This is a genomic window from Deefgea rivuli DSM 18356, assembly GCF_000620145.1.
In the GTDB taxonomy this organism is placed as follows: domain Bacteria; phylum Pseudomonadota; class Gammaproteobacteria; order Burkholderiales; family Chitinibacteraceae; genus Deefgea; species Deefgea rivuli.
This window is the reverse complement of the sequence record NZ_KK211081.1, coordinates 103,446-123,019: the sequence shown is the minus strand read 5'-3', so window position 1 is coordinate 123,019 and position 19,574 is coordinate 103,446. Positions and strand designations below refer to the sequence as shown.

Sequence of the window (19,574 nt, the reverse complement as noted above, 5' to 3'; positions counted from 1 at the left end):
AGCCCAGTTGTGGGCTTCTTTTCACTTTAGTTACCACTTTTACGTACTGATTTGAGCAATTCATCCAGCACGGGCATACCTGCAGGCGCGTTGCTGTGATTGATAATGCCAACAACCGCCCAAGTTTTGCCTTGCGCATCACGTACATAGCCTGCAACAGCGCGTACATCTTTGAGAGTACCCGTTTTGATATGGCCTTGGCCGATGCTGGCTTCATCTTTTAGGCGCTTTTTCATCGTGCCATCGATACCGACAATCGGTAGCGATGAGATAAATTCAGCAGCTAAAGGTGCGTTCCATGCATCTTGCAATAACTCGGCTAAATGCCGAGTGCTGATTTGCTCTTTGCGCGACAAACCTGCACCATTTTCGAGCACTAGCTCCGTGAAATTTTTCCCTTTGCTTTGCAACCAGCATTGAATAACGGCTGCCGAGCGACTAGCTGTTGTTGCACCATCGGCGGCTGTGCCTTGGGCTGCGCCCAGTGTGAGGAACAACTGCCGGGCCATCATATTGTTGCTGTATTTATTAATATCGCGAATCGTGCTGGCCACATCTTGTGATTTACTGCTGGCGAGCAAAACGCTATTGGCGGGTGTAATGCCGTGTTGCATTTGACCGCTGATTTTTCCGCCGGCTTCGCGCCAGAGATTTTTGAATAATAGATAGGTATAAGTCGGCGCATCAAATGCAGAGATGTATTTGTCGCCGATACACCCTACAGGTACTTCGCCAACCAGTTGAATCATCAATTGTGGTGTGGCTTGGCCGATGCGAAATTGCGCGCGTTTTTGCCAGGTTTCGCAGGGTGCGGCTTCGCCAAAGCCCAGTTGATTGCTCAGGCGAACTTCGGGCCAATCAGGCTCGACGGAGGCGCGCACGCGTTCACCATCGGCACGAACTCGCACTCGCAAGGATTTGAAGTTAGTCAGAAGCGCATCGGGTTTGACCATAAATGGCCGATCACTGGCTTCGCCATCGTCGTCAAAAGCTTGTTCATTTGGATCCAACACAAAGACGCTGCGATCTAATACCAGATTGCCACGAATTTCATCCACGCCTGCCGCTTTCAAATCACGCACCAAGAGCCACATTCGCTCTAAGGTCAGCTTTGGGTCGCCCGAACCTTTTAGGTAGAGATCGCCTTCCAGTATGCCATTTTTGGGTAGCGCATTCGCGCGCAGCTCGGTTTGCCATTGCCATGCTGGGCCGAGGATTTCAAGGCCAGCATAGGTGGTGACGAGTTTCATTGTGGAGGCGGGGTTCATTGCTACATCAGCGCGATAAAACTGCGGCCGACCCGCCGCATCGAGCGGAATCATAGAGACAGATAAAGCCTCCGCTGGGATTTTGGCCGTTTTGAGTGCATTGCTGACGCTGGCGGGCAAGCTTTCAGCAGCGAAGCTAGCGAGAGGTAAGCTGGCTGCTAAGGCAAGGGTAATGAGGCGTCGAATTAGGTATTGCATAGTGGATCCTGATTGGGATTTGAAACGGCAGATTGCTGATCTTGGCATGCCGTGACCGATTGTCTGACTTGCCATGCTGCAAGGTCACTTCGATACTGTTGCAATTCTTCGGTGTAGAGATCGAGAATGCATGGATAACAGCCGCTGCTGCAACAGGCTTCGAGCGGCGGTTCAATCGGCGCTTCGGGCTTAGGATCGAGATTATTGCTAGATAGTTCCGCTGAATGGTTTGTCATTTTACTTTCAATTTAAAAAAGGGCATAAGTTAGATAAGCAAAAGTTTTGGCCTAAGGCCACCCAGTCTTGCATCGTTGTCTCGCCTTGTCGTACTAAAGTACTGCCTTGGGCTTGCCCGCTTTGCCATAAAACTTTTGCACGAGCACTTAATGTCGCCATTTGCTATGCGCGTAGCACTTTTAAAAAGGTGCTCTGTTAGATTAAAACCAGACTCTGTTAGAATGCTGCCATGAGCTACCAAGTACTAGCCCGTAAGTGGCGACCGAAAACTTTTGCCCAATTGGTCGGGCAGGAACACGTGATTAAAGCGCTGGCAAATGCGTTTGCCTCTGAGCGCTTGCATCATGCGTATTTGCTCACCGGTACGCGCGGCGTGGGTAAAACTACCATCGCCCGCATCATGGCCAAGGCACTCAATTGCGAAACCGGCATTACGTCCGAGCCTTGCGGCGTGTGTTCTGCGTGTACGCAAATTGATGCGGGGCGCTTTGTCGACCTACTTGAGATCGATGCGGCATCTAATACCGGTATCGACAATATTCGCGAAGTCTTGGACAACGCGCAGTATGCACCGACCGCAGGCCGTTTTAAAGTCTACATTATCGACGAAGTGCACATGCTCTCCAAGTCGGCTTTCAATGCGATGCTAAAAACGCTGGAAGAGCCGCCGAGCCACGTCAAATTTATCCTAGCTACCACTGATCCGCAAAAAGTGCCGATCACGGTCTTAAGCCGTTGTTTGCAATTTTCATTGCGCCAAATGACGCCGCAACAAGTCACCGGCCATTTGCATACGGTGCTACAGGCTGAACAAATCCAATACGAAGCACTTGCGCTGAATCTAATCGGCCACGCCGCCAGCGGCTCAATGCGCGATGGGCTGTCACTGCTCGATCAAGCGATTGCCTATGGCGCTGGCAAAGTGGCAGAAGCCGATGTGCGGGCGATGCTTGGCGCGGTCGATCAAAGTTATTTGTTTGAGCTTCTCACGGCGCTGCTGCACAAAGACGGTGCAGCACTGCTGAAAACGGCCGATACGATTGCTGAACGCGGTCTGTCGTATGAGGCGGCATTGCATGAGCTTGCGTCGCTATTGCAGCAAATTGCCCTCGTGCAGGCTGTACCCGGCGCATTGGCGGACGATTTACCGCTGCGTGAGCAAATTATCAGCATTGCACAAGCGCTCACGCCGGAAGACGCGCAGCTGTATTACCAAATTGCTTTGCATGGCCGTCGTGATTTACCGCTAGCTCCCGATGAGTATGCCGGTTTTACGATGACGATTTTGCGCATGCTGGCGTTTGCGCCTAGCGATGCAGGCCATATCGTTATGCCGGTGAATTCTTCTGCGATTGCTGCACCTGTTGCAGCGCAACAGACCGCCGCTACGTCGCCAGTGCATGCTCCACAAGTTCAAGCTGTGGTAACGCCAACTTCTACACCATTTCAAGCGGCTGAACCTAGCGCAAAATACGATGACACACCGCCTTGGCGGCAAGATGATGTGCCTGCACAAACTACCCCTGCGGCGCAACAAACTGCCCTAGTTCAAGCTTCTGTCGCGCAGCCGTCCGTGGTCGAGCCGCCAAGTTCACAAGCACCGCTAGTAGCGGCTGTTTTTAACGGCGATTGGCGCGCTTTAGTAGTGCATTTGAAGTTGGGTCAAGCAGGTATGTTGGCGCAGCACTCTGAATTATTGAACTACAGCGATATACACTTCAATATTAAAGTTGAAGAAGAACATCGTAGCGTAGCCACACGCGATTATCAGGAAAAGCTGCGCTTGGCGCTCAGCGAGTATTTTGGCCGCGAAATTGCGTTGAATGTGCAAATTGGCGAAGTGCTAACTGAAACGCCGGCGGATATTCATTATCGTGAAAAACAAGAACGGCAAGATAATGCGGTTGCAGCGATTAATCGTGATCCCTTTGTGCAAACGATGGTGAAAGAATTCGGCGCTAGTATTGCACTTGATTCAATCAAACCCATTTAAAAATCTCGTCCACGAAAAACACGAAAGCCACGAAAGGAAAACCAGTTCACTTGAATCATCGGCGCATAAACACAAGCTTACTTGTCTGTGTTGTTTCGTCTTTTTGAATTTTTCGTGCTTTTCGTGTCTTTCGTGGACACCTTCTCTTTTATTTAAAAAGGAACTCATATGTTTGGTGGTAAAGGCGGTATGGCTGGTTTGATGAAACAAGCCCAGCAAATGCAAGAAAATATGGCTAAAGCGCAAGAAGAATTGGCGACTGTGGAAGTAGAAGGCCAATCGGGTGCGGGCATGGTTAAAATCACGCTGACCTGCAGTAATGTCGTACGCCGCGTGGCGATTGATGACAGCCTGTTTGCAGACGACAAAGATATGCTTGAAGATTTGATTGCTGCGGCATTTAACGATGCATTGCGTAAAGCAGAAGCGACTAGCCAAGCCAAAATGGGTGGCTTTACCGCTGGTATGCAATTGCCGCCTGGTTTTAAAATGCCGTTCTGATTTTCCGGCCCTGGGCGATCTGTCTGGGGCGAAAATAAGGGTATTGCCCTGTAGGCATTACTCAATAAAGCCTACAGAGCAATACCCTATGCCTATTCCTGCATCACTCAATCAACTCATTGACGCTTTACGAATTCTGCCCGGTGTTGGCCCTAAATCAGCCGCGCGAATGGCGTTTCATTTGGTGCAGCGCGATCAGCGTGGTGCTGCCGACTTGGCCAGCGCGCTTGAAAACGCGCTTGGCACACTCAAACACTGCCGTCATTGCAATACCTTCACTGAAGCCGATACCTGCGAAATTTGCTTGGATGATAGGCGTAATCACACGCAATTATGCGTCGTTGAAATGCCAACCGATTTGATGTCGATTGAGCAAACGCGTAGCTATGAAGGGCTGTATTTTGTGCTGATGGGGCGGCTTAGCCCATTGGATGGCATTGGCCCAAATGATATTGCGCTAAAACAATTGCTGGAACGCGCTAGCGATGGCACGGTAGTGGAAGTCGTGCTGGCGACCAATTTCACCACTGAGGGTGAAGCGACTGCGCATTATCTGGCTGAAATGTTACGTGCTCGTGGTTTGCAAGTGAGCCGAATCGCCCGAGGCCTGCCAGTGGGCGGCGAGCTAGAGCATGTTGATCCGGGTACGTTGGCGCAGGCTTTAATTGAACGGCGTATTGTTTAGCAGGCGCTGATTGCGCTGCGCATGCCTTGTGATTTGGACGCTTTCATTAAGATGGTTTCGATTGGCTAAGATAATTGCTGCTCATAAATTGCGCGCTTTGCACGCAGTTGCGTCCTGCGGATTTGGCCGCATACATCGCTTGGTCTGCACGGGATAAAACCTCATCCAGCGTGCTATCGCTGGGCATTAAGGAGGTAATACCGATGCTCACGGTGGTGTGAAATGGCGCTTTTCCTTTTGGGGTGTGTTGCGATTGGGCAATTGAGAGGCGGATTTTTTCTGCGACAACCAGTGCTTGGTGATGATCGGTTTCTGGCAATAAAATCACGAATTCTTCACCACCCCAGCGCGCCGCGCTATCGGGGCCACGGATGTTTTGCTGGCAGATTTTTGCGATCTCTTTCAGGATCATATCGCCCGTGAGATGGCCGTACTGATCGTTCACTTTTTTGAAATGATCAACATCAATCATCATCACACTGAGTTCTTTCTGGTAGCGCCTCGCTTGTAAGATCGCTTGGCTGGCTTTGAGCTGCCATTCGCGGCGGTTGGGTAGCTGGGTGAGTTCATCGGTGGTGGCGAGTGTAGTGAGTTCAGCGTTGAGCGCCGCTAATGATTCCGTACGGGATTGAACTTCAATTTCCAGTAGCTCTTTATGATGCGTAATTTGCATTTGCGTTTGCGCTAAATACTGTAAAGCCAGCGCGATTGAAAAAGTAAAAACCTGAATTTGTAGTAATGAAATCACCAAATTTTGTGGCGCCCAAAAACCATAACCCTTAGCCGTGAGGCCAATGCAGAGCTGCGTGACGACTAGCAGCGCAAAATTAGTGGCCGCCATTTTAAAGCGCACCGTAATAAAGAGCATTAGGGGCAGTAGCAGCACGAGCATCCGATCCAATAGGAAATAATTGATCAGAATGGGCGGCAGTGTGGCGGTGAGATACCAAAAAACGCGGCGCAATTCTTTAAGTAGGGTGCCCGCTTTAAGGTAGGGGTAGAGTGGGCTCAGTAGCAATAAGCCCGAAGTATCGGCCAGTAATAAAATAGTGCTGCGTAGCAGTATTGAAGACGTATCTGATGGAATAAGTCCGCTGCAAATCATTAGAATAATAAACAGTGGCATCGTGAGCATGGAAGGCACGAGGCAGACCTCAAGCCAAACTTTGGGTAGTAGTATGGGGCGAGTCCAGAGTTGTGTGCCGTGGGCTTGATCAAGTTGCGTATAAGCACGGGCGGCGATAAAGGATTGCAGCGTATCAATTAAAGCAAAAATAAGCCCGATCACTGCAATGCGGCCGATTTGATGCTGCCAATCGCCATGAAATACATGGGGGGTGTTAACAATAAAACTGCCGACGAATACCAGTGCGATACCGATTTTTTTGAGCTGTAATACGGCAAATAAGCCAATCCCTGCGGCCAGCCAGACAATCGCCATATTGCCGGGATTTATCGTACCTAATTGAATCGATAATTCACCCGCGAGCAGATACAGCAATAAAAAAATGCCGATCCTTATGTGTAGTGAATTACAATTTTTACGCATGATTCTTACTTTGTTGTAAATAATACTCAAGTATAGCGTTGTTTGTGGTGAATTAAACTGAAATTAATGGCTTATTGCCGATTAACTGTTTGATTTAATTAGGAACTGCGGATTTGGCTTGCTTGGTGCGGAAATTAAAAAACCCATACCAGCAAGCCGGTATGGGTTTATCACGCTATTTTTAAGCCTGTGAATCACAGGCGAAAAGATTACAGCGAGTAGTACATGTCAAATTCAACTGGATGCACGTTCATGCGTGAACGATTTACATCGTTCATTTTGAGTTCGATGTAAGCATCGATCCACTCGTTAGTGAATACGCCGCCACGAGTCAAGAACTCGCGGTCTGCATCGAGTGCTTCCAAAGCTTGATCCAAAGATGAGCAAACGGTAGGAATCAATTTGTCTTCTTCAGGTGGCAAGTCGTACAAGTTCTTGTCCGCTGGATCGCCTGGGTGAATCTTGTTTTGGATGCCATCCAAACCGGCCATCATCAACGCTGCGAAGCAGAGGTATGGATTAGCCAAAGGATCTGGGAAGCGCGCTTCAATACGACGACCTTTTTCGCTGGCTACGTGCGGAATACGGATCGATGCAGAACGGTTTTTCGCTGAGTAAGCCAATTTAACCGGCGCTTCGTAATGTGGCACCAAACGTTTGTACGAGTTCGTACCTGGATTGGTGATTGCGTTCAATGCTTTCGCGTGCTTGATGATACCGCCGATGTAGAACAAGGCTGTTTCAGACAAACCTGCGTATTCATTACCTGCAAACAAGTTTTTGCCATCTTTCCAGATTGACTGATGCACGTGCATACCTGAACCATTGTCGCCAACGACTGGTTTTGGCATGAAAGTTGCAGTTTTGCCGTATTGATGTGCCACGTTATGCACAACGTATTTCAGGATTTGAGTCCAGTCAGCGCGTTGCGTCAAAGTCGAGAATTTAGTACCGATTTCATTTTGACCGGCATTTGAAACTTCGTGATGGAACACTTCAACAGGCACGCCCATTTCTTCAAGGATCAGCACCATAGAAGCGCGGATGTCTTGATGGCTGTCCACTGGAGGCACTGGGAAGTAGCCGCCTTTAACGCGTGGACGGTGACCGAGGTTGCCGCCTTGTACTTCATCCGCAGTCGCCCAAGCGCCTTCGTCTGAGCCGATTTTCACGAATGAACCTGACATATCCGTGTTCCAACGGATGCTGTCAAAGATAAAGAATTCTGGCTCTGGACCGAAGTAAGCCGTGTCACCGATGCCGGTGGTTTTCAAGTAGGCTTCAGCGCGGCGTGCTAATGAACGTGGATCGCGATCGTAGCCTTTACCTGTTGCTGGCTCAATCACATCGCAAGTCATGATCAGCGTTGGCTCATCAAAGAATGGATCGATGTTGGCAGTAGAAGGATCAGCCATCAACAACATGTCAGAAGCTTGAATGCCTTTCCAGCCAGAAATTGAAGAACCATCAAACGCGTGACCCGCGTCGAACCAGTCCTCGTCAACCACGTGAGAAGGAACAGTTACGTGATGCTCTTTACCGATGGTATCGGTGAAACGCAAGTCAACGAAACGAATGTCGTTTTCTTTAATAAGCTTGAGAACGTCTGCTGCCGCCATGTTGTCGCTCCTGAGGGACGAGTAAAAACACTAAAAATGAGTTGGATATTTGTTGCTGCATGTACTAAAGCACGAACCGTGCCAATGCAATTATTGCTTGCAGGCTATTGTGCCACATCTTATTGCTGGCGCGTAGCCTACTTTGCTGGGTATTTTTTGGTGCGTAGCCTTTGTTTTTGCACTGAATTGGTGCACTCGAAGTTTGCCTATTTCTCAGCGTCTATGGCTAAAATAGTGCGATGAATTAATTCAATCCGAGCGAGGGCGTTAAGTGAGTCAATTTAATGAGATTTTAGAAAGTGCCCGTTTACGAGCAGTGAATAAAGCATTGCCCTATTCGGGTGAGGTGACGCCGAGTGAAGCGTGGGCTTTATTGCAAGCGATGCCAAACGCCAAGTTAGTGGATGTACGCACGCAAGCCGAATGGCAATGGGTCGGTGTGGTGCCAGGGGCTCAATTGATTGAGTGGAAAAGCTATCCGAGCATGGCGAGTAACCCTAACTTTCTGGCGCAACTGAAAGCTGCCGTCGATCCAGAAAGCGTGCTGCTGTTTTTGTGCCGTTCTGGTGCACGATCGCACGCTGCGGCGGCATTGGCGGCGCAACATGGTTACAGCACGCTGAATATTCTGGAAGGTTTTGAAGGTGATGTAGATGCTGCAGGACATCGCGGCACCAGTAATGGTTGGCAAGCGGCAGGTTTGCCGTGGACGCAAAGCTAATTTCACGACTGTGCGACGTGTGACGCTGTAAGCCAAATCGAGTGGGGTGTACACTACGCCTCACTTTTTTATTTGCGCCGCGATCTCAGATGACTACGACTCAGCCGACTTACGTTGTTATTGGCAATCCGATTGCCCACTCCAAATCACCGCAAATCCATGCCTTGTTCGCTGCGCAGTTTCCGAATCATTCTGCAGTGGAAGGATTTTTGTATGATCGCCTGTTAGCGCCATTAGATGGCTTTACTGCTGCGGTGGATGCTTTTGCAGCAGCAGGTGGGCGCGGCGCGAATGTGACTGTGCCGTTTAAAGAAGATGCATTTAGGTTTGTTGAAGGTCGTTTAACATCTCGTGCAAGTCTTGCTGGTGCAGTTAATACTTTGGCACTTCGATCTGATGGCTTGTTCTACGGTGATAATACCGATGGAGCTGGTTTGATTTCTGATTTATTGCGCTATTCCGAAATTAAGCAAAAAAAGGTTTTATTGTTAGGGGCTGGGGGAGCTGCACGAGGTGCTCTTGGTCCTTTGAAACGAGAAAATCCAAGTTTGATTGTGGTTGCTAACCGTTCTCTTCATAAAGCGGAGTTATTGGTGCAATCAATTAAGTTCGGTAATTCTACCGAATTGCAATATCAGGTTGGTTCTGTTGGATCAATGCCTCTTGCTGAAATTCAAGGGCAATTTGATATTGTTATTAATTCAACTTCTGCAAGCCTTGCGGGGGAGCGCCTTCCTATTAAGAAGAGCGTTTTCGCGCCGAATGCTTTGGCCTACGACATGATGTATGGCAAAGCCGAAACGCCCTTTTTGGCGCAAGCGCGTGAAGCAGGTGTTGAGTTACGCGTCGATGGTTTGGGCATGCTCGTTGGGCAGGCGGCTGAGGCGTTTGAGTTGTGGACGGGTTTACGTCCCGATGTAGAGCCGGTATTGCAATGGATGCGTGAGCAACTTTAATTAATAATCGATGTATATGACTGTAGGCATTATTAGGTAATGGCTACATTCATATACCCATTAGGATCGTAATGAAACAGACTGGGGTTCTGGGCTGGATAGGGCGTGGTTTGGCCGCCTTGCTGGTGCTGGTGTTGTTGTGGAATATTTGGATGTTGCTGCATATCGTGGCATGGCGCTGGGTGAATCCGAGTAATACGGCATTTATGGCGGTGCAATTAGATCGCTTGCAAGAGATCAATCCGGCTGCCGAGCTAAAATACGAATGGGTGGATTACGAGCAAATTTCACCGAATCTGAAGCGCGCTTTGGTCGCTTCAGAAGACGCTAAATTTCTCGATCATGAAGGTTTTGATTGGGAAGGTTTGCAAACCGCGTGGGAAAAAAATATTAAAAAAGGTCGAATTGTCGCTGGTGGTTCGACGATTACGCAGCAGCTCGCGAAAAATCTGTTTCTATCTGGCAGCCGCAATCCGCTGCGCAAAGTCGAAGAAGCGGTGCTGACCGTGATGATTGAAGCGATTTTAGATAAGCAGCGAATTTTTGAAATTTATCTGAATGTGATTGAGTGGGGCGATGGTGTGTTTGGTGCGCAAGCGGCGGCGCAGCATTATTATAAAACTAAGGCCAGCAAACTCAGCGCTGGGCAAGCGGCCAAATTGGCTTCAATGGTCACTAATCCGCGTTATTTTGATAAAAATCGCAATGACCGACGTTTGCTGCGTAAAGCGGCAATTATTCAGCGCCGAATGCCCTATGCCGATATTCCATAAATAGACCACACCCACCGCAGTAAATCCAAGATCAGGCGAGATTTGCTGATAGCATCGCAACAAGTGGTAAAGCAACAGTTTTGGCCCAAGGGCAGCCCGTCTTGCATCGTAGTTTCCCGAGCTGTACTTGGATGTACTGCCTTGGGCTTGCCCGCCTTGCCATAAAACTTTTGCACGAGTATTTAAAAAGAGGTGATGAATGATTTCTCGGTGGTGGCGGAGCGATGCGCTGGTTGCGGGTTTGGTGGTGCTGCTATTTACGTTGATTTGGCTAGCCACACCCTTGATTCGCAGCTTGGAAAGCAAGGCTTATGATTTGGCGATGAGCCAAATTACGCGCACGCCTTCGCCGAAAATCTCGATTATCTCCATCGATCAAGCCAGTCTCGACAATCTAGGCCGCTGGCCGTGGTCGCGCGATATCCATGCCAAAATGATCGCCCAGCTCAAAGCGGGCGGCGCGCAATTGATTGTACCCACGGTGTTTTTTACTGAACCGCAGCGTGATCGCGGCCTTGATTTTCTTGAAAAACTCGCCAGCCAAATCGCTGCCAATCCAGAAGCCTATCCAACCCATTTGAACGACAATCTGCACGCGACGATTAAAAATTTAAACGTCGATGCTCAGCTCGCCGAGCAAATCGGTGTAGCGGGCAATGTGCTGCTGCCGATGCTGTTTACTTTGGGTGAACAAGCCGGTGAGCCCAATCGTGAATTGCCTGAGTTTGTCACAAAGCAAGAGATTGAAGGCTCAGGGGACGCCACTTTAGGCATGCCGCCTTCTGTGATTAATCCCGTGTTGCCGATTGCTGAAATCGGCGAGCGCGCCAAAGGCGTGGCATCGCTGAATTTAGAGCCGGATGCAGATGGCGTGGTGCGGCGTGCGCCGATGGCACTGCGTTATTACGATGCGATTTTCCCGTCATTTTTGACGTTAGCAGCAGCAAAAAGCTTGAATATGCCGAATCGACAATTGAGCGTGGATTTTGGTCGCTCGGTAACGCTGGGGCCGATGCGCTTTGCAACTTTGGCCGATAGCGCGCTGATGCCGCATTTTTACGCCGATCAACACGGCAAACCCGCGTTTAGCGTGGATTCTTTTTACGATGTGGCCGCAGGAAAAATCCCTGCCAGCAAATATCGCGATCAAATTGTGTTGATCGGCGCGACCGCGCCAGGAATCGGCGCAGCGCTCACGTCGCCCGTGCTGACTAATAATTCACCGGTCGTGTTGTTTGCGAATAATTTATCAGCCGTCTTGTCGCAGCACTATTACACGCCGATGCGTTGGGGCTTTGCGATTACGCTGAGCTTAGTTGTGATGGTGGCGCTGTATTTAAGTTTGGTTTTGCCGCGCCTTCGCGCCAAAGCGGGTGCGATTTCAACGGGTATCATCTTATTGACGCTGTTGCTGGCGCATTATTTTTTGATGAATACCTTGATGATTTGGCTGCAATTGATGGCGCCAGCCACGTTGCTGCTGTTGGGACATTTGGCTTTAACAACGAAACGCTTTTTATCAACTGAGGCTAAAGGCGATAAATCAGCGATTGAATCCGCAGAATCGAATCGTATGCTGGGTTTGGCGTTTCAAGGGCAAGGCCAGTTGGATATGGCATTTGATAAATTGCGCCGCGTGCCGCTGGATGACAGCATGATGGAAGTGATGTACAACCTCGGGCTGGATTTTGAGCGCAAGCGACAGTTTAATAAGGCCGAGTCGGTGTATCGCTTGATGGCGAAGTTCAATGCCAAGTTTAAAGATTTGCCCGAGAAATTAAAAACCGCGCAGCAAATGGCCGCAACGGTGATTCTCGGTGCAGGTTCGGCGGGCGGAACGATGATTTTGGCGGGTGGCGATGTAGAAAAACCGATGCTCGGACGTTATCAGCTTGAAAAAGAGCTGGGCAAAGGCGCGATGGGTGTCGTGTATTTGGGCAAAGACCCTAAAATCGGCCGCGAAGTGGCGATTAAAACACTGGCGCTGTCGCAAGAGTTTGAAGCTGATTTACTCGATGAAGCGCGTGAGCGTTTTTTCCGTGAAGCTGAAACGGCGGGCAAATTGAATCATCCGAATATCGTCACGATTTTCGATGCCGGTGAGGAACACGATTTAGCCTATATTGCAATGGAGTTCTTACACGGTGAGGATCTGATGCCGTATACGCGGCCAGCCCATTTGCTACCCATGTTAGAAGCAATTACCTTGGTTAAACACGTTGCACTGGCTTTGGATTATGCGCATAAAGCGGGCGTGGTGCATCGGGATATTAAGCCAGCGAATGTGATGTACGATAGAGCAAAACAGTTGGTGAAAGTCACCGATTTTGGCATTGCGCGAATTACCGATTCGAGTAAAACCAAAACCGGTATGGTGCTGGGAACGCCGTCGTTTATGTCGCCTGAGCAGCTTGCGGGTAAACGCATTGATGGGCGATCCGATTTATTTTCTTTGGGTGTGATGCTGTATCAATTATTAACAGGGCATTTGCCTTTTGTGGGAAGTTCGATGGCAGAGTTGATGTATCGGATTACACAGCAGCCACCGACTGACCCACATCAATATACCCCCAAGTTACCTGCAATTGTGGTGAAAATTTTGCTCAAAGCAATGGAAAAAGACGTGACACAACGTTTTCAAACGGGAGCTCACTTTGCGCAAGTCTTGGCAAAAGTTGAAGCTGCATTAAAAGGGGTTGCGGATGCGCAGTCTAGCAACGGCGCTTGAAATTTGCGGGCTGACCGATGTCGGTTTGCTGCGCGATCATAATGAAGATGCGATCAGTTTTGATACGGATATGGGCTTGGTCATTCTTGCTGATGGCATGGGCGGTTACAATGCCGGAGAAGTAGCGAGTGGAATTGCCACGCAAGTGGTCAGTGAAGTGATGCGCGCCCAATTGGCAGCGATGCCGCCGCATGTTAAAACGGCGGGTAGTTTGTGGCCAGTAGCGCATGAAATGCTGCTGATTGCAGTGGATAGATCGAATTCTTTGATTTTTCAAACCGCTGAGCAGCATCCGCAATGCGCGGGTATGGGTACGACCTTGGTCGGGGCTTTATTTTACGATAATCATTTGGCGGTTGCCCATGTTGGCGATTCGCGGGCTTATCGTTTTCGGCAGCAAGAATTAACGCAGTTGTCGCGTGATCATTCGTTTTTGCAAGAGCAAATTGATGCCGGTTTACTCACAGCCGCTGAAGCACGGTATGCGCCGCATAAGAATTTAGTCACGCGTGCCGTCGGTATTGCACCGATGGTGCAAACTGAATTGCATGAATATGCCGTTGAACCTGATGATATTTATCTATTTTGCTCTGACGGTTTAAACGATATGCTAGACGATGATTCGATCGAAGCTTTACTCAAAGCGCAGGGCAGTCATTTATCGCTGGCGGCGAAAACCTTAATTGAGCAAGCGAATGCGATGGGTGGAAAAGACAATATTTCAGTGATTTTAGTGCGAATTCGACGTGATTTTTCCGTTGAAGATGGTTTGTGGAAAAAAGTGGGTGGCTGGTTTGGCGCCAGTAATTAAGGTATTGGAAGCGATAACTCATGGCAAAACTTTATTTAAGTCTTGAAGGTAATCCGGTCAAAGAATTTCGGCTGACGCGGCATCGCACGTCGATTGGCCGTCGTTCATCCAATGATATCCAAATTGATAATTTGGCCGTATCCGGTGAGCATGCCGTGCTGGAGTTGGTCGGGCAAATTTATTTTATTGAAGATCAAAAAAGCACCAATGGCACTTCGGTCAATGGTGAGAAAATTAAACGTCATCCATTGCGTGATGGTGATGAAGTTAAAATCGGTAAATACAGCCTTAAATTTTGGCGCGAAGCGGCGGCAGAAGCGAGCGGTACGGATTTTGAGCGCACCATGATTTTGCACGCAGCGCCGCAGCCGCAAGTTAAAACTGATACTGCGCCAGCAGCAGTTGTGCGGGTTTTAACAGGTGCCAATGCTGGGCGTGAGTTGGTTTTAACTAAAAATGTGACTACTTTGGGTAAAGCCGGTTTGCAAGTGTCTGTGATTAATCGCCATGGCTTGGATTATTTCTTGGCGCATGTTGAAGGGGCTAAACGTCCTATTGTGAATGGCCGTGAAATTGGCGAAACACCGCATCAATTAATCGAAGAAGATTTAATTGAGATTTTAGGCATTCGGATGGCCTTTTTTTACCGGTAAGTAGTAAAGCAAAAGTTTTGGGCTAAGGTCACCCTGTCTTGCATCGTCGACTCGCCTTGCCATAAAATTTTTGCATGGGTACTTCATATTATGAGCGCATTACGGGTATTGGGTTGCAGCGGCGGAATTGGGGGTAGCAATCGCACCACCTCATTCCTGCTGAATCAAACCATTTTAATCGACGCCGGAACGGGGGTCGGTGATTTAACGATGGACGAGCTTTTGCAAATAGAGCACGTGTTTATTACGCACGCCCATTTAGATCATATCGCGTGCTTGCCGCTGTTAATTGACTCCACCATTGGCGCACGTACGACGCCTGTCACCGTACATGCTACTGCCGCAACGATTGCTATTTTAAAAGCACATATTTTTAATTGGCTGATTTGGCCTGACTTTAGTGTGATCCCTAGCGTCGAAGACGCTTTTTTGCGTTATGCACCGCAAGAATTAGGCGAATCTTACTTCATTGATGGTGTGACAATCACCCCGATTCCCGCTGAACACACGATTCCTGCTGTGGCGTTTCAAATTGAGAATGACCGTTCATCGATTGTTTTTAGCGGCGACACCGTTGGCGGCCCGCAATTTTGGCAAGTTGTGAATCAAATCACTAATCTAAAGACTCTAATTATTGAAACGGCTTTTGCTGAGCGTGAATTGCCATTAGCGAAAATGGCTAAGCATCTGTGCCCGAGTACTTTAGCGGCAGAATTACTCAATTTGCAAAGTAGCGTCGAAGTCTTAATTACACATTTGAAGCCCGCAGATAGCGATTTAACCATCGCTGAAGTGCTTAATTTGGATCATATTCACCCGATTCGTCGCTTATTACAGGGTGAAATATTGGAGTTTTAAACTATGCCCAGCGCCGAAACAGGCCTTCATCTGGCCTTTTTGCATAATTTACAAGCCTTAACGACTAAAATTCATGCAACGGGGCGACTGGACGAACTCTTAACCGAAATGAGTCCCGATGTGTGCGTGGTTTTTGGCTGTGAGCGATTCACGTTTTACGTGGTCAGTGATGATGGCCGCGATCTGATTGCCAAAGTTAAAACCGGATTGGAAGGTGTTCGTGAACTGCGTATCGCAATCAATGATCGAAGCTTGGCGGGCTTTGCTGCCAATCATAAGCAGCTCCTCAATATTAGCGATGTGTATGATAAAGCCGAGCTGAATCAACACGGGCCTAATCTACAATTTCTGCAAGTGGTCGATCAAAAAACCGGATTTCATTCACGTGAAATGCTGGTTGCTCCCATTCTTAATGATGCCGACGGCGTCTTGCTCGGTGTAGTGCAACTGATTAATCAGCAGCAAAAACAGCCATTTGGCCCTAACTTGTGTGAAGGTGCGCAACTGCTCGCTAAAACACTATCAGTCGCCTTAAAGCAGCGTAAAGCATCTGCTTATCCCTTTGTTCCGCAACATAAATACCATCAATTGATTGCATCAGGCGTGCTGTCGCCAGCGGCGTGGCAAGTGGCGCAAAAAGAGTCGTTAAAACTGCAACAAGACATCGAGCAAGTTTTGCAAATGGGCTTTAGCGTTACGCCTGAGCAAATCGGTGCTTCTTTAGCTACGTTTTATGGCTGCGCTTACGAGCCGTTTGTGAACGATCGAATCAAACCGCTCGACTTGCTCAAAAATATTAAGCGTGAATACGCGATTGAGCAGCAATGGCTGCCGATTGATGACGCAAATGATTGCGTATTGATTTTAACTACCGATCCTGAACGTTTGCGTTTAAGCCATGCTAGCCAGCTGTTTGCGGATAAAAAACTACAAATCAAAATTACGACACGGCAAGAGTTCATTCGTACCGTCGATCAATTTTTTGGCGCGCTTGCTGATGGCAGTATCGATGTATTGCTCGGAACGATGCACGAAGAAGATGAAGTGTTTAGCTTAGAAGACGTGAGCGCCGCGCAGGATAACGAAGTCGTCAAATTGGTCAATCAAATCATTGCCGATGCGCATCGGCAGGGCGCATCTGATATTCATATCGAGCCTTATCCGGGGGCTGCCAAAACTCAAATTCGTTTTCGGCGCGATGGCGATTTACTGCATTACCGCGAAGTGCCATCGGCTTATCGCAGCCCCTTGGTGACGCGGATCAAAATCATGTGTGATTTGGACATCAGCGAAAAGCGCAAACCGCAAGATGGCAAAATCAAAATGAAAAAATTCGTACCGACTTTGGATATAGAGTTGCGCGTTGCGACGATTCCGACGGCGGGTGGTATGGAAGACGTCGTGATGCGGATTTTGGCTGCGGGTGAGCCTTTACCGCTGGAAAAACTAGCCTTGTCGGCGAGAAATTTAAGCCGTTTACAAAGTGTGATTGCTAAACCTTACGGCCTATTTTTTGTTTGCGGGCCAACCGGCTCGGGCAAAACAACGACTTTGCATTCGGTGCTGAAGTATCTCAATCGGCCTGAAACTAAAATCTGGACCGCAGAAGATCCGGTTGAAATCACGCAAAAAGGTTTGCGGCAAGTTCAGGTGAATGTAAAAGCCGGACTCACTTTTGCCAGCGTAATGCGCTCGTTTTTGCGTGCCGATCCTGATGTGATTATGGTCGGCGAAATGCGCGATCTTGAAACGACAGGTATGGGCGTTGAAGCCTCCTTAACTGGGCATTTGGTGCTCTCGACTTTGCATACCAATAGCGCACCTGAGTCGATTATTCGTTTGCTGGACATGGGGATGGATCCGTTTAATTTTTCTGATGCTTTGCTGGGGATTTTAGCGCAGCGTTTAGCGCGTCGCCTGTGTGCAAAATGTCGTGAAAGCTACGAGCCCGATGCCAATGAAATTGAACACATGCTGGGTGAATACGCTGAAGAGCTGAAAAATACCGTCGCTTGGCAGGCCGACCCAGTGGGCGAGATGGCTGCGCTGCGCCAAGAGTGGTTAGCGAGCTTTGCGGATCAGGGTAAGTATCGATTGTATCGCGCTGTCGGTTGCGCCGAATGTCATGACACGGGCTATAAAGGCCGAGTTGGCTTGCATGAATTGATGGTGGGCAGCGATGCGGCTAAGAAATTAATCCAAGAGCATGCCCGTGTCGCCCAATTACTCGCCTGTGCTTTACAGGAAGGTATGCGGACATTGAAGCAAGATGGCATTGAGAAAGTGCTGCAAGGTATTACTGACATGGCCCAAATTAGAGCTGTTTGCATCAAATAAGTAGTAAGGCAAATGTTCTCCAGCATCGTTGTAGCTACTGGTCGTAATCAACATACTGTCTGCGGGCGCTACGCCTTGCTTAAATATAGGGGAAGCATGATGGATATTGCTGAGCTGCACGAAAGGCTGGAAAAGCTCAATTCGATTGGTATTGCGCTGTCGGGTGAGACGCAAATTGATCGTTTGCTAGAAAGTATTTTAGTCGCAGCTTCTGATTTGGTGCAGGCCGATGCGGGCACACTGTATTTGATCCGAGATCAGCAATTGCATTTTGAAATCGTGATTAATACGTCGCTAGGCATTGCGATGGGCGGCACGAGTGGCGTGCCGATTAGCTTGCCGAGCATTCCTTTGCATAACGCTGATGGTTTACCTAATTTGGCCAATGTCGTTGCCTGCGCGGTGAATAAAAATAAAACCATTAATATCGTTGATGCCTACGCTACCGATGATGAATATGATTTTTCGGGTACTCGCTGTTTTGATCTGGCGACGGGTTATCATTCGCAATCTTTTTTATCAGTTCCCATGCGCAATCATGAAGGTGAAGTGATTGGCGCTTTGCAATTAATAAATGCACAAACCGATTTACGCGAAATTATTCCATTTTCAATGAGCGATCAGCATTTGGTTGAATCGCTGGCATCACAGGCCGCTATTGCAATTACTAATCGGATTTTAATTAATTCCTTGCAGCAATTATTTGAAGGTTTTATTAATTTGATTAATTTGGCGATTGATGACAAATCGCCCTATACCGGTGGGCATTGTCAGCGCGTACCTGAATTAACGATGATGCTGGCTGAAGCGGTGAGCCGTACCACTGAAGGTAGTTTGGCGAGCTTTTCACTTTCTGAGCGTGATCGTTATGAATTAAAAATTGCCGGTTTATTGCATGATTGTGGAAAGATCACCACGCCGGTGCATGTGGTGGATAAAGCGACTAAATTACAAACGATTTTTGATCGAATTCATTTAATTGATACTCGATTCGAGGTGTTATTACGGGATATTGAAATTGCCCATTTGCGTGGTGAAATGAGCGCCGAGCAATACCAAGAACAACTGAACGCTTTAAATTCTGATCGAGAATTTATTCAAAAAGCCAATTTAGGCAGCGAAATGATGAGCGAGGCCGATATTAATCGTGTTACGCAGATTGCGGCTAGGCCGTGGACTACGGCGGGTGGCGTATCTCAACCATTTTTAACGATGGATGAATATGAAAATTTAGCCATTCGCAAAGGCACTTTAACTGCGGCAGAAAGGCAGATTATTAATCATCACATTGAGGTGACGATTCAAATGCTAGAAGCGCTGCCTTGGCCTACGCATTTGTTGAATGTACCTGAATATGCAGGTGGTCATCATGAGCGCATGGATGGCAAAGGTTATCCAAAAGGGCTGCGCCGCGAAGAAATGAGTGTGCAAGCACGAATTATGGGGATTGCCGATGTGTTCGAGGCGCTGACTGCGCGTGATCGGCCGTATAAAGACGGTATGAAGCTGTCGGTAGCGCTGGGAATTTTGACGCGAATGGCGTGCGAGCAGCATGTAGATAAAGATTTATTGGAAGTTTTTTTACGTGAAAAAGTGTGGCTCGATTATGCGAAATTATTTCTTGAGCCAACGCAGTGTGATGAAGTTGATTTGGACGCACTTATCCATAAATTAAAAGATATCTAGG

Annotated in this window: 16 protein-coding genes; 12 read left to right on the top strand and 4 right to left on the bottom strand. The window is 48.4% G+C overall.

Annotation, left to right across the window (positions count from 1 at the left end; all coding sequences use genetic code 11):
* Positions 1–26: 26 nt before the first annotated feature.
* Together dacB and Q320_RS19470 are read right to left on the bottom strand one after the other, a co-directional pair.
* Positions 27–1,466 (bottom strand): D-alanyl-D-alanine carboxypeptidase/D-alanyl-D-alanine endopeptidase, encoded by a 1,440-nt coding sequence (gene dacB / locus Q320_RS0110475; protein ID WP_027468958.1) that lies wholly within the window; start codon positions 1,464–1,466, stop codon positions 27–29.
* Complete coding sequence (locus tag Q320_RS19470; protein ID WP_051534659.1) at positions 1,454–1,702, bottom strand: oxidoreductase-like domain-containing protein; 249 nt, start codon at positions 1,700–1,702, stop codon at positions 1,454–1,456. Before Q320_RS19470 ends, dacB begins: the two co-directional genes overlap by 13 nt.
* A gap of 230 nt (positions 1,703–1,932) precedes the next feature.
* Here Q320_RS19470 and dnaX point away from each other — a divergent pair, with 230 nt between their 5' ends.
* From dnaX to recR, 3 genes are all read left to right on the top strand, one after another.
* Positions 1,933–3,696: a DNA polymerase III subunit gamma/tau gene (gene dnaX, locus Q320_RS0110465; RefSeq protein ID WP_027468957.1), complete on the top strand. Its 1,764-nt coding sequence runs from the start codon at positions 1,933–1,935 to the stop codon at positions 3,694–3,696.
* A 168-nt stretch (positions 3,697–3,864) separates the two neighbouring features.
* Positions 3,865–4,197 (top strand): YbaB/EbfC family nucleoid-associated protein, encoded by a 333-nt coding sequence (locus tag Q320_RS0110460; protein WP_027468956.1) that lies wholly within the window; start codon positions 3,865–3,867, stop codon positions 4,195–4,197.
* An 88-nt stretch (positions 4,198–4,285) separates the two neighbouring features.
* Positions 4,286–4,882 (top strand): recombination mediator RecR, encoded by a 597-nt coding sequence (recR, locus tag Q320_RS0110455; protein WP_027468955.1) that lies wholly within the window; start codon positions 4,286–4,288, stop codon positions 4,880–4,882.
* 46 nt (positions 4,883–4,928) lie between these two features.
* Here the strand turns inward: recR and Q320_RS20820 are convergent, their stop codons facing one another.
* Positions 4,929–6,431, bottom strand: coding sequence for a GGDEF domain-containing protein (locus Q320_RS20820; RefSeq protein WP_051534658.1), 1,503 nt, complete (start codon positions 6,429–6,431; stop codon positions 4,929–4,931).
* 209 nt (positions 6,432–6,640) lie between these two features.
* Entirely contained in the window at positions 6,641–8,050 is a 1,410-nt protein-coding gene (gene glnA / locus Q320_RS0110445) for a type I glutamate--ammonia ligase (RefSeq protein WP_027468954.1), read from the bottom strand.
* A 271-nt stretch (positions 8,051–8,321) separates the two neighbouring features.
* On the opposite strand from glnA, the gene Q320_RS0110440 reads away from it, so the two are divergent.
* The 9 genes from Q320_RS0110440 (at position 8,322) to Q320_RS0110400 (ending at position 19,573) form a co-directional block, all read left to right on the top strand.
* Complete coding sequence (locus tag Q320_RS0110440; RefSeq protein WP_027468953.1) at positions 8,322–8,771, top strand: rhodanese-like domain-containing protein; 450 nt, start codon at positions 8,322–8,324, stop codon at positions 8,769–8,771.
* A gap of 89 nt (positions 8,772–8,860) precedes the next feature.
* Positions 8,861–9,727, top strand: a complete 867-nt coding sequence (aroE, locus tag Q320_RS0110435; protein ID WP_027468952.1) for a shikimate dehydrogenase — start codon at positions 8,861–8,863, stop codon at positions 9,725–9,727.
* 71 nt (positions 9,728–9,798) lie between these two features.
* The gene (mtgA, locus tag Q320_RS0110430; RefSeq protein ID WP_027468951.1) at positions 9,799–10,500 is read left to right on the top strand and encodes a monofunctional biosynthetic peptidoglycan transglycosylase; all 702 of its coding nucleotides are present in this window, start codon (positions 9,799–9,801) and stop codon (positions 10,498–10,500) included.
* Between the two features lie 199 nt (positions 10,501–10,699).
* Positions 10,700–13,228 carry a CHASE2 domain-containing serine/threonine-protein kinase gene (locus tag Q320_RS0110425; RefSeq protein ID WP_027468950.1) on the top strand — a complete coding sequence of 843 codons (2,529 nt, stop codon included), beginning with the start codon at positions 10,700–10,702 and terminating at the stop codon, positions 13,226–13,228.
* Positions 13,203–14,039 (top strand): Stp1/IreP family PP2C-type Ser/Thr phosphatase, encoded by an 837-nt coding sequence (locus Q320_RS0110420; RefSeq protein ID WP_027468949.1) that lies wholly within the window; start codon positions 13,203–13,205, stop codon positions 14,037–14,039. The genes Q320_RS0110425 and Q320_RS0110420 overlap by 26 nt, the downstream gene beginning before the upstream one ends.
* A gap of 20 nt (positions 14,040–14,059) precedes the next feature.
* Positions 14,060–14,692, top strand: coding sequence for an FHA domain-containing protein (locus tag Q320_RS0110415; protein WP_027468948.1), 633 nt, complete (start codon positions 14,060–14,062; stop codon positions 14,690–14,692).
* Between the two features lie 90 nt (positions 14,693–14,782).
* The gene (locus tag Q320_RS0110410; RefSeq protein ID WP_051534657.1) at positions 14,783–15,550 is read left to right on the top strand and encodes an MBL fold metallo-hydrolase; all 768 of its coding nucleotides are present in this window, start codon (positions 14,783–14,785) and stop codon (positions 15,548–15,550) included.
* A 3-nt stretch (positions 15,551–15,553) separates the two neighbouring features.
* Positions 15,554–17,887 carry a GspE/PulE family protein gene (locus tag Q320_RS0110405; RefSeq protein WP_027468946.1) on the top strand — a complete coding sequence of 778 codons (2,334 nt, stop codon included), beginning with the start codon at positions 15,554–15,556 and terminating at the stop codon, positions 17,885–17,887.
* Between the two features lie 96 nt (positions 17,888–17,983).
* The gene (locus Q320_RS0110400; protein WP_027468945.1) at positions 17,984–19,573 is read left to right on the top strand and encodes an HD domain-containing phosphohydrolase; all 1,590 of its coding nucleotides are present in this window, start codon (positions 17,984–17,986) and stop codon (positions 19,571–19,573) included.
* The last annotated feature ends 1 nt before the right edge of the window (position 19,574 follow it).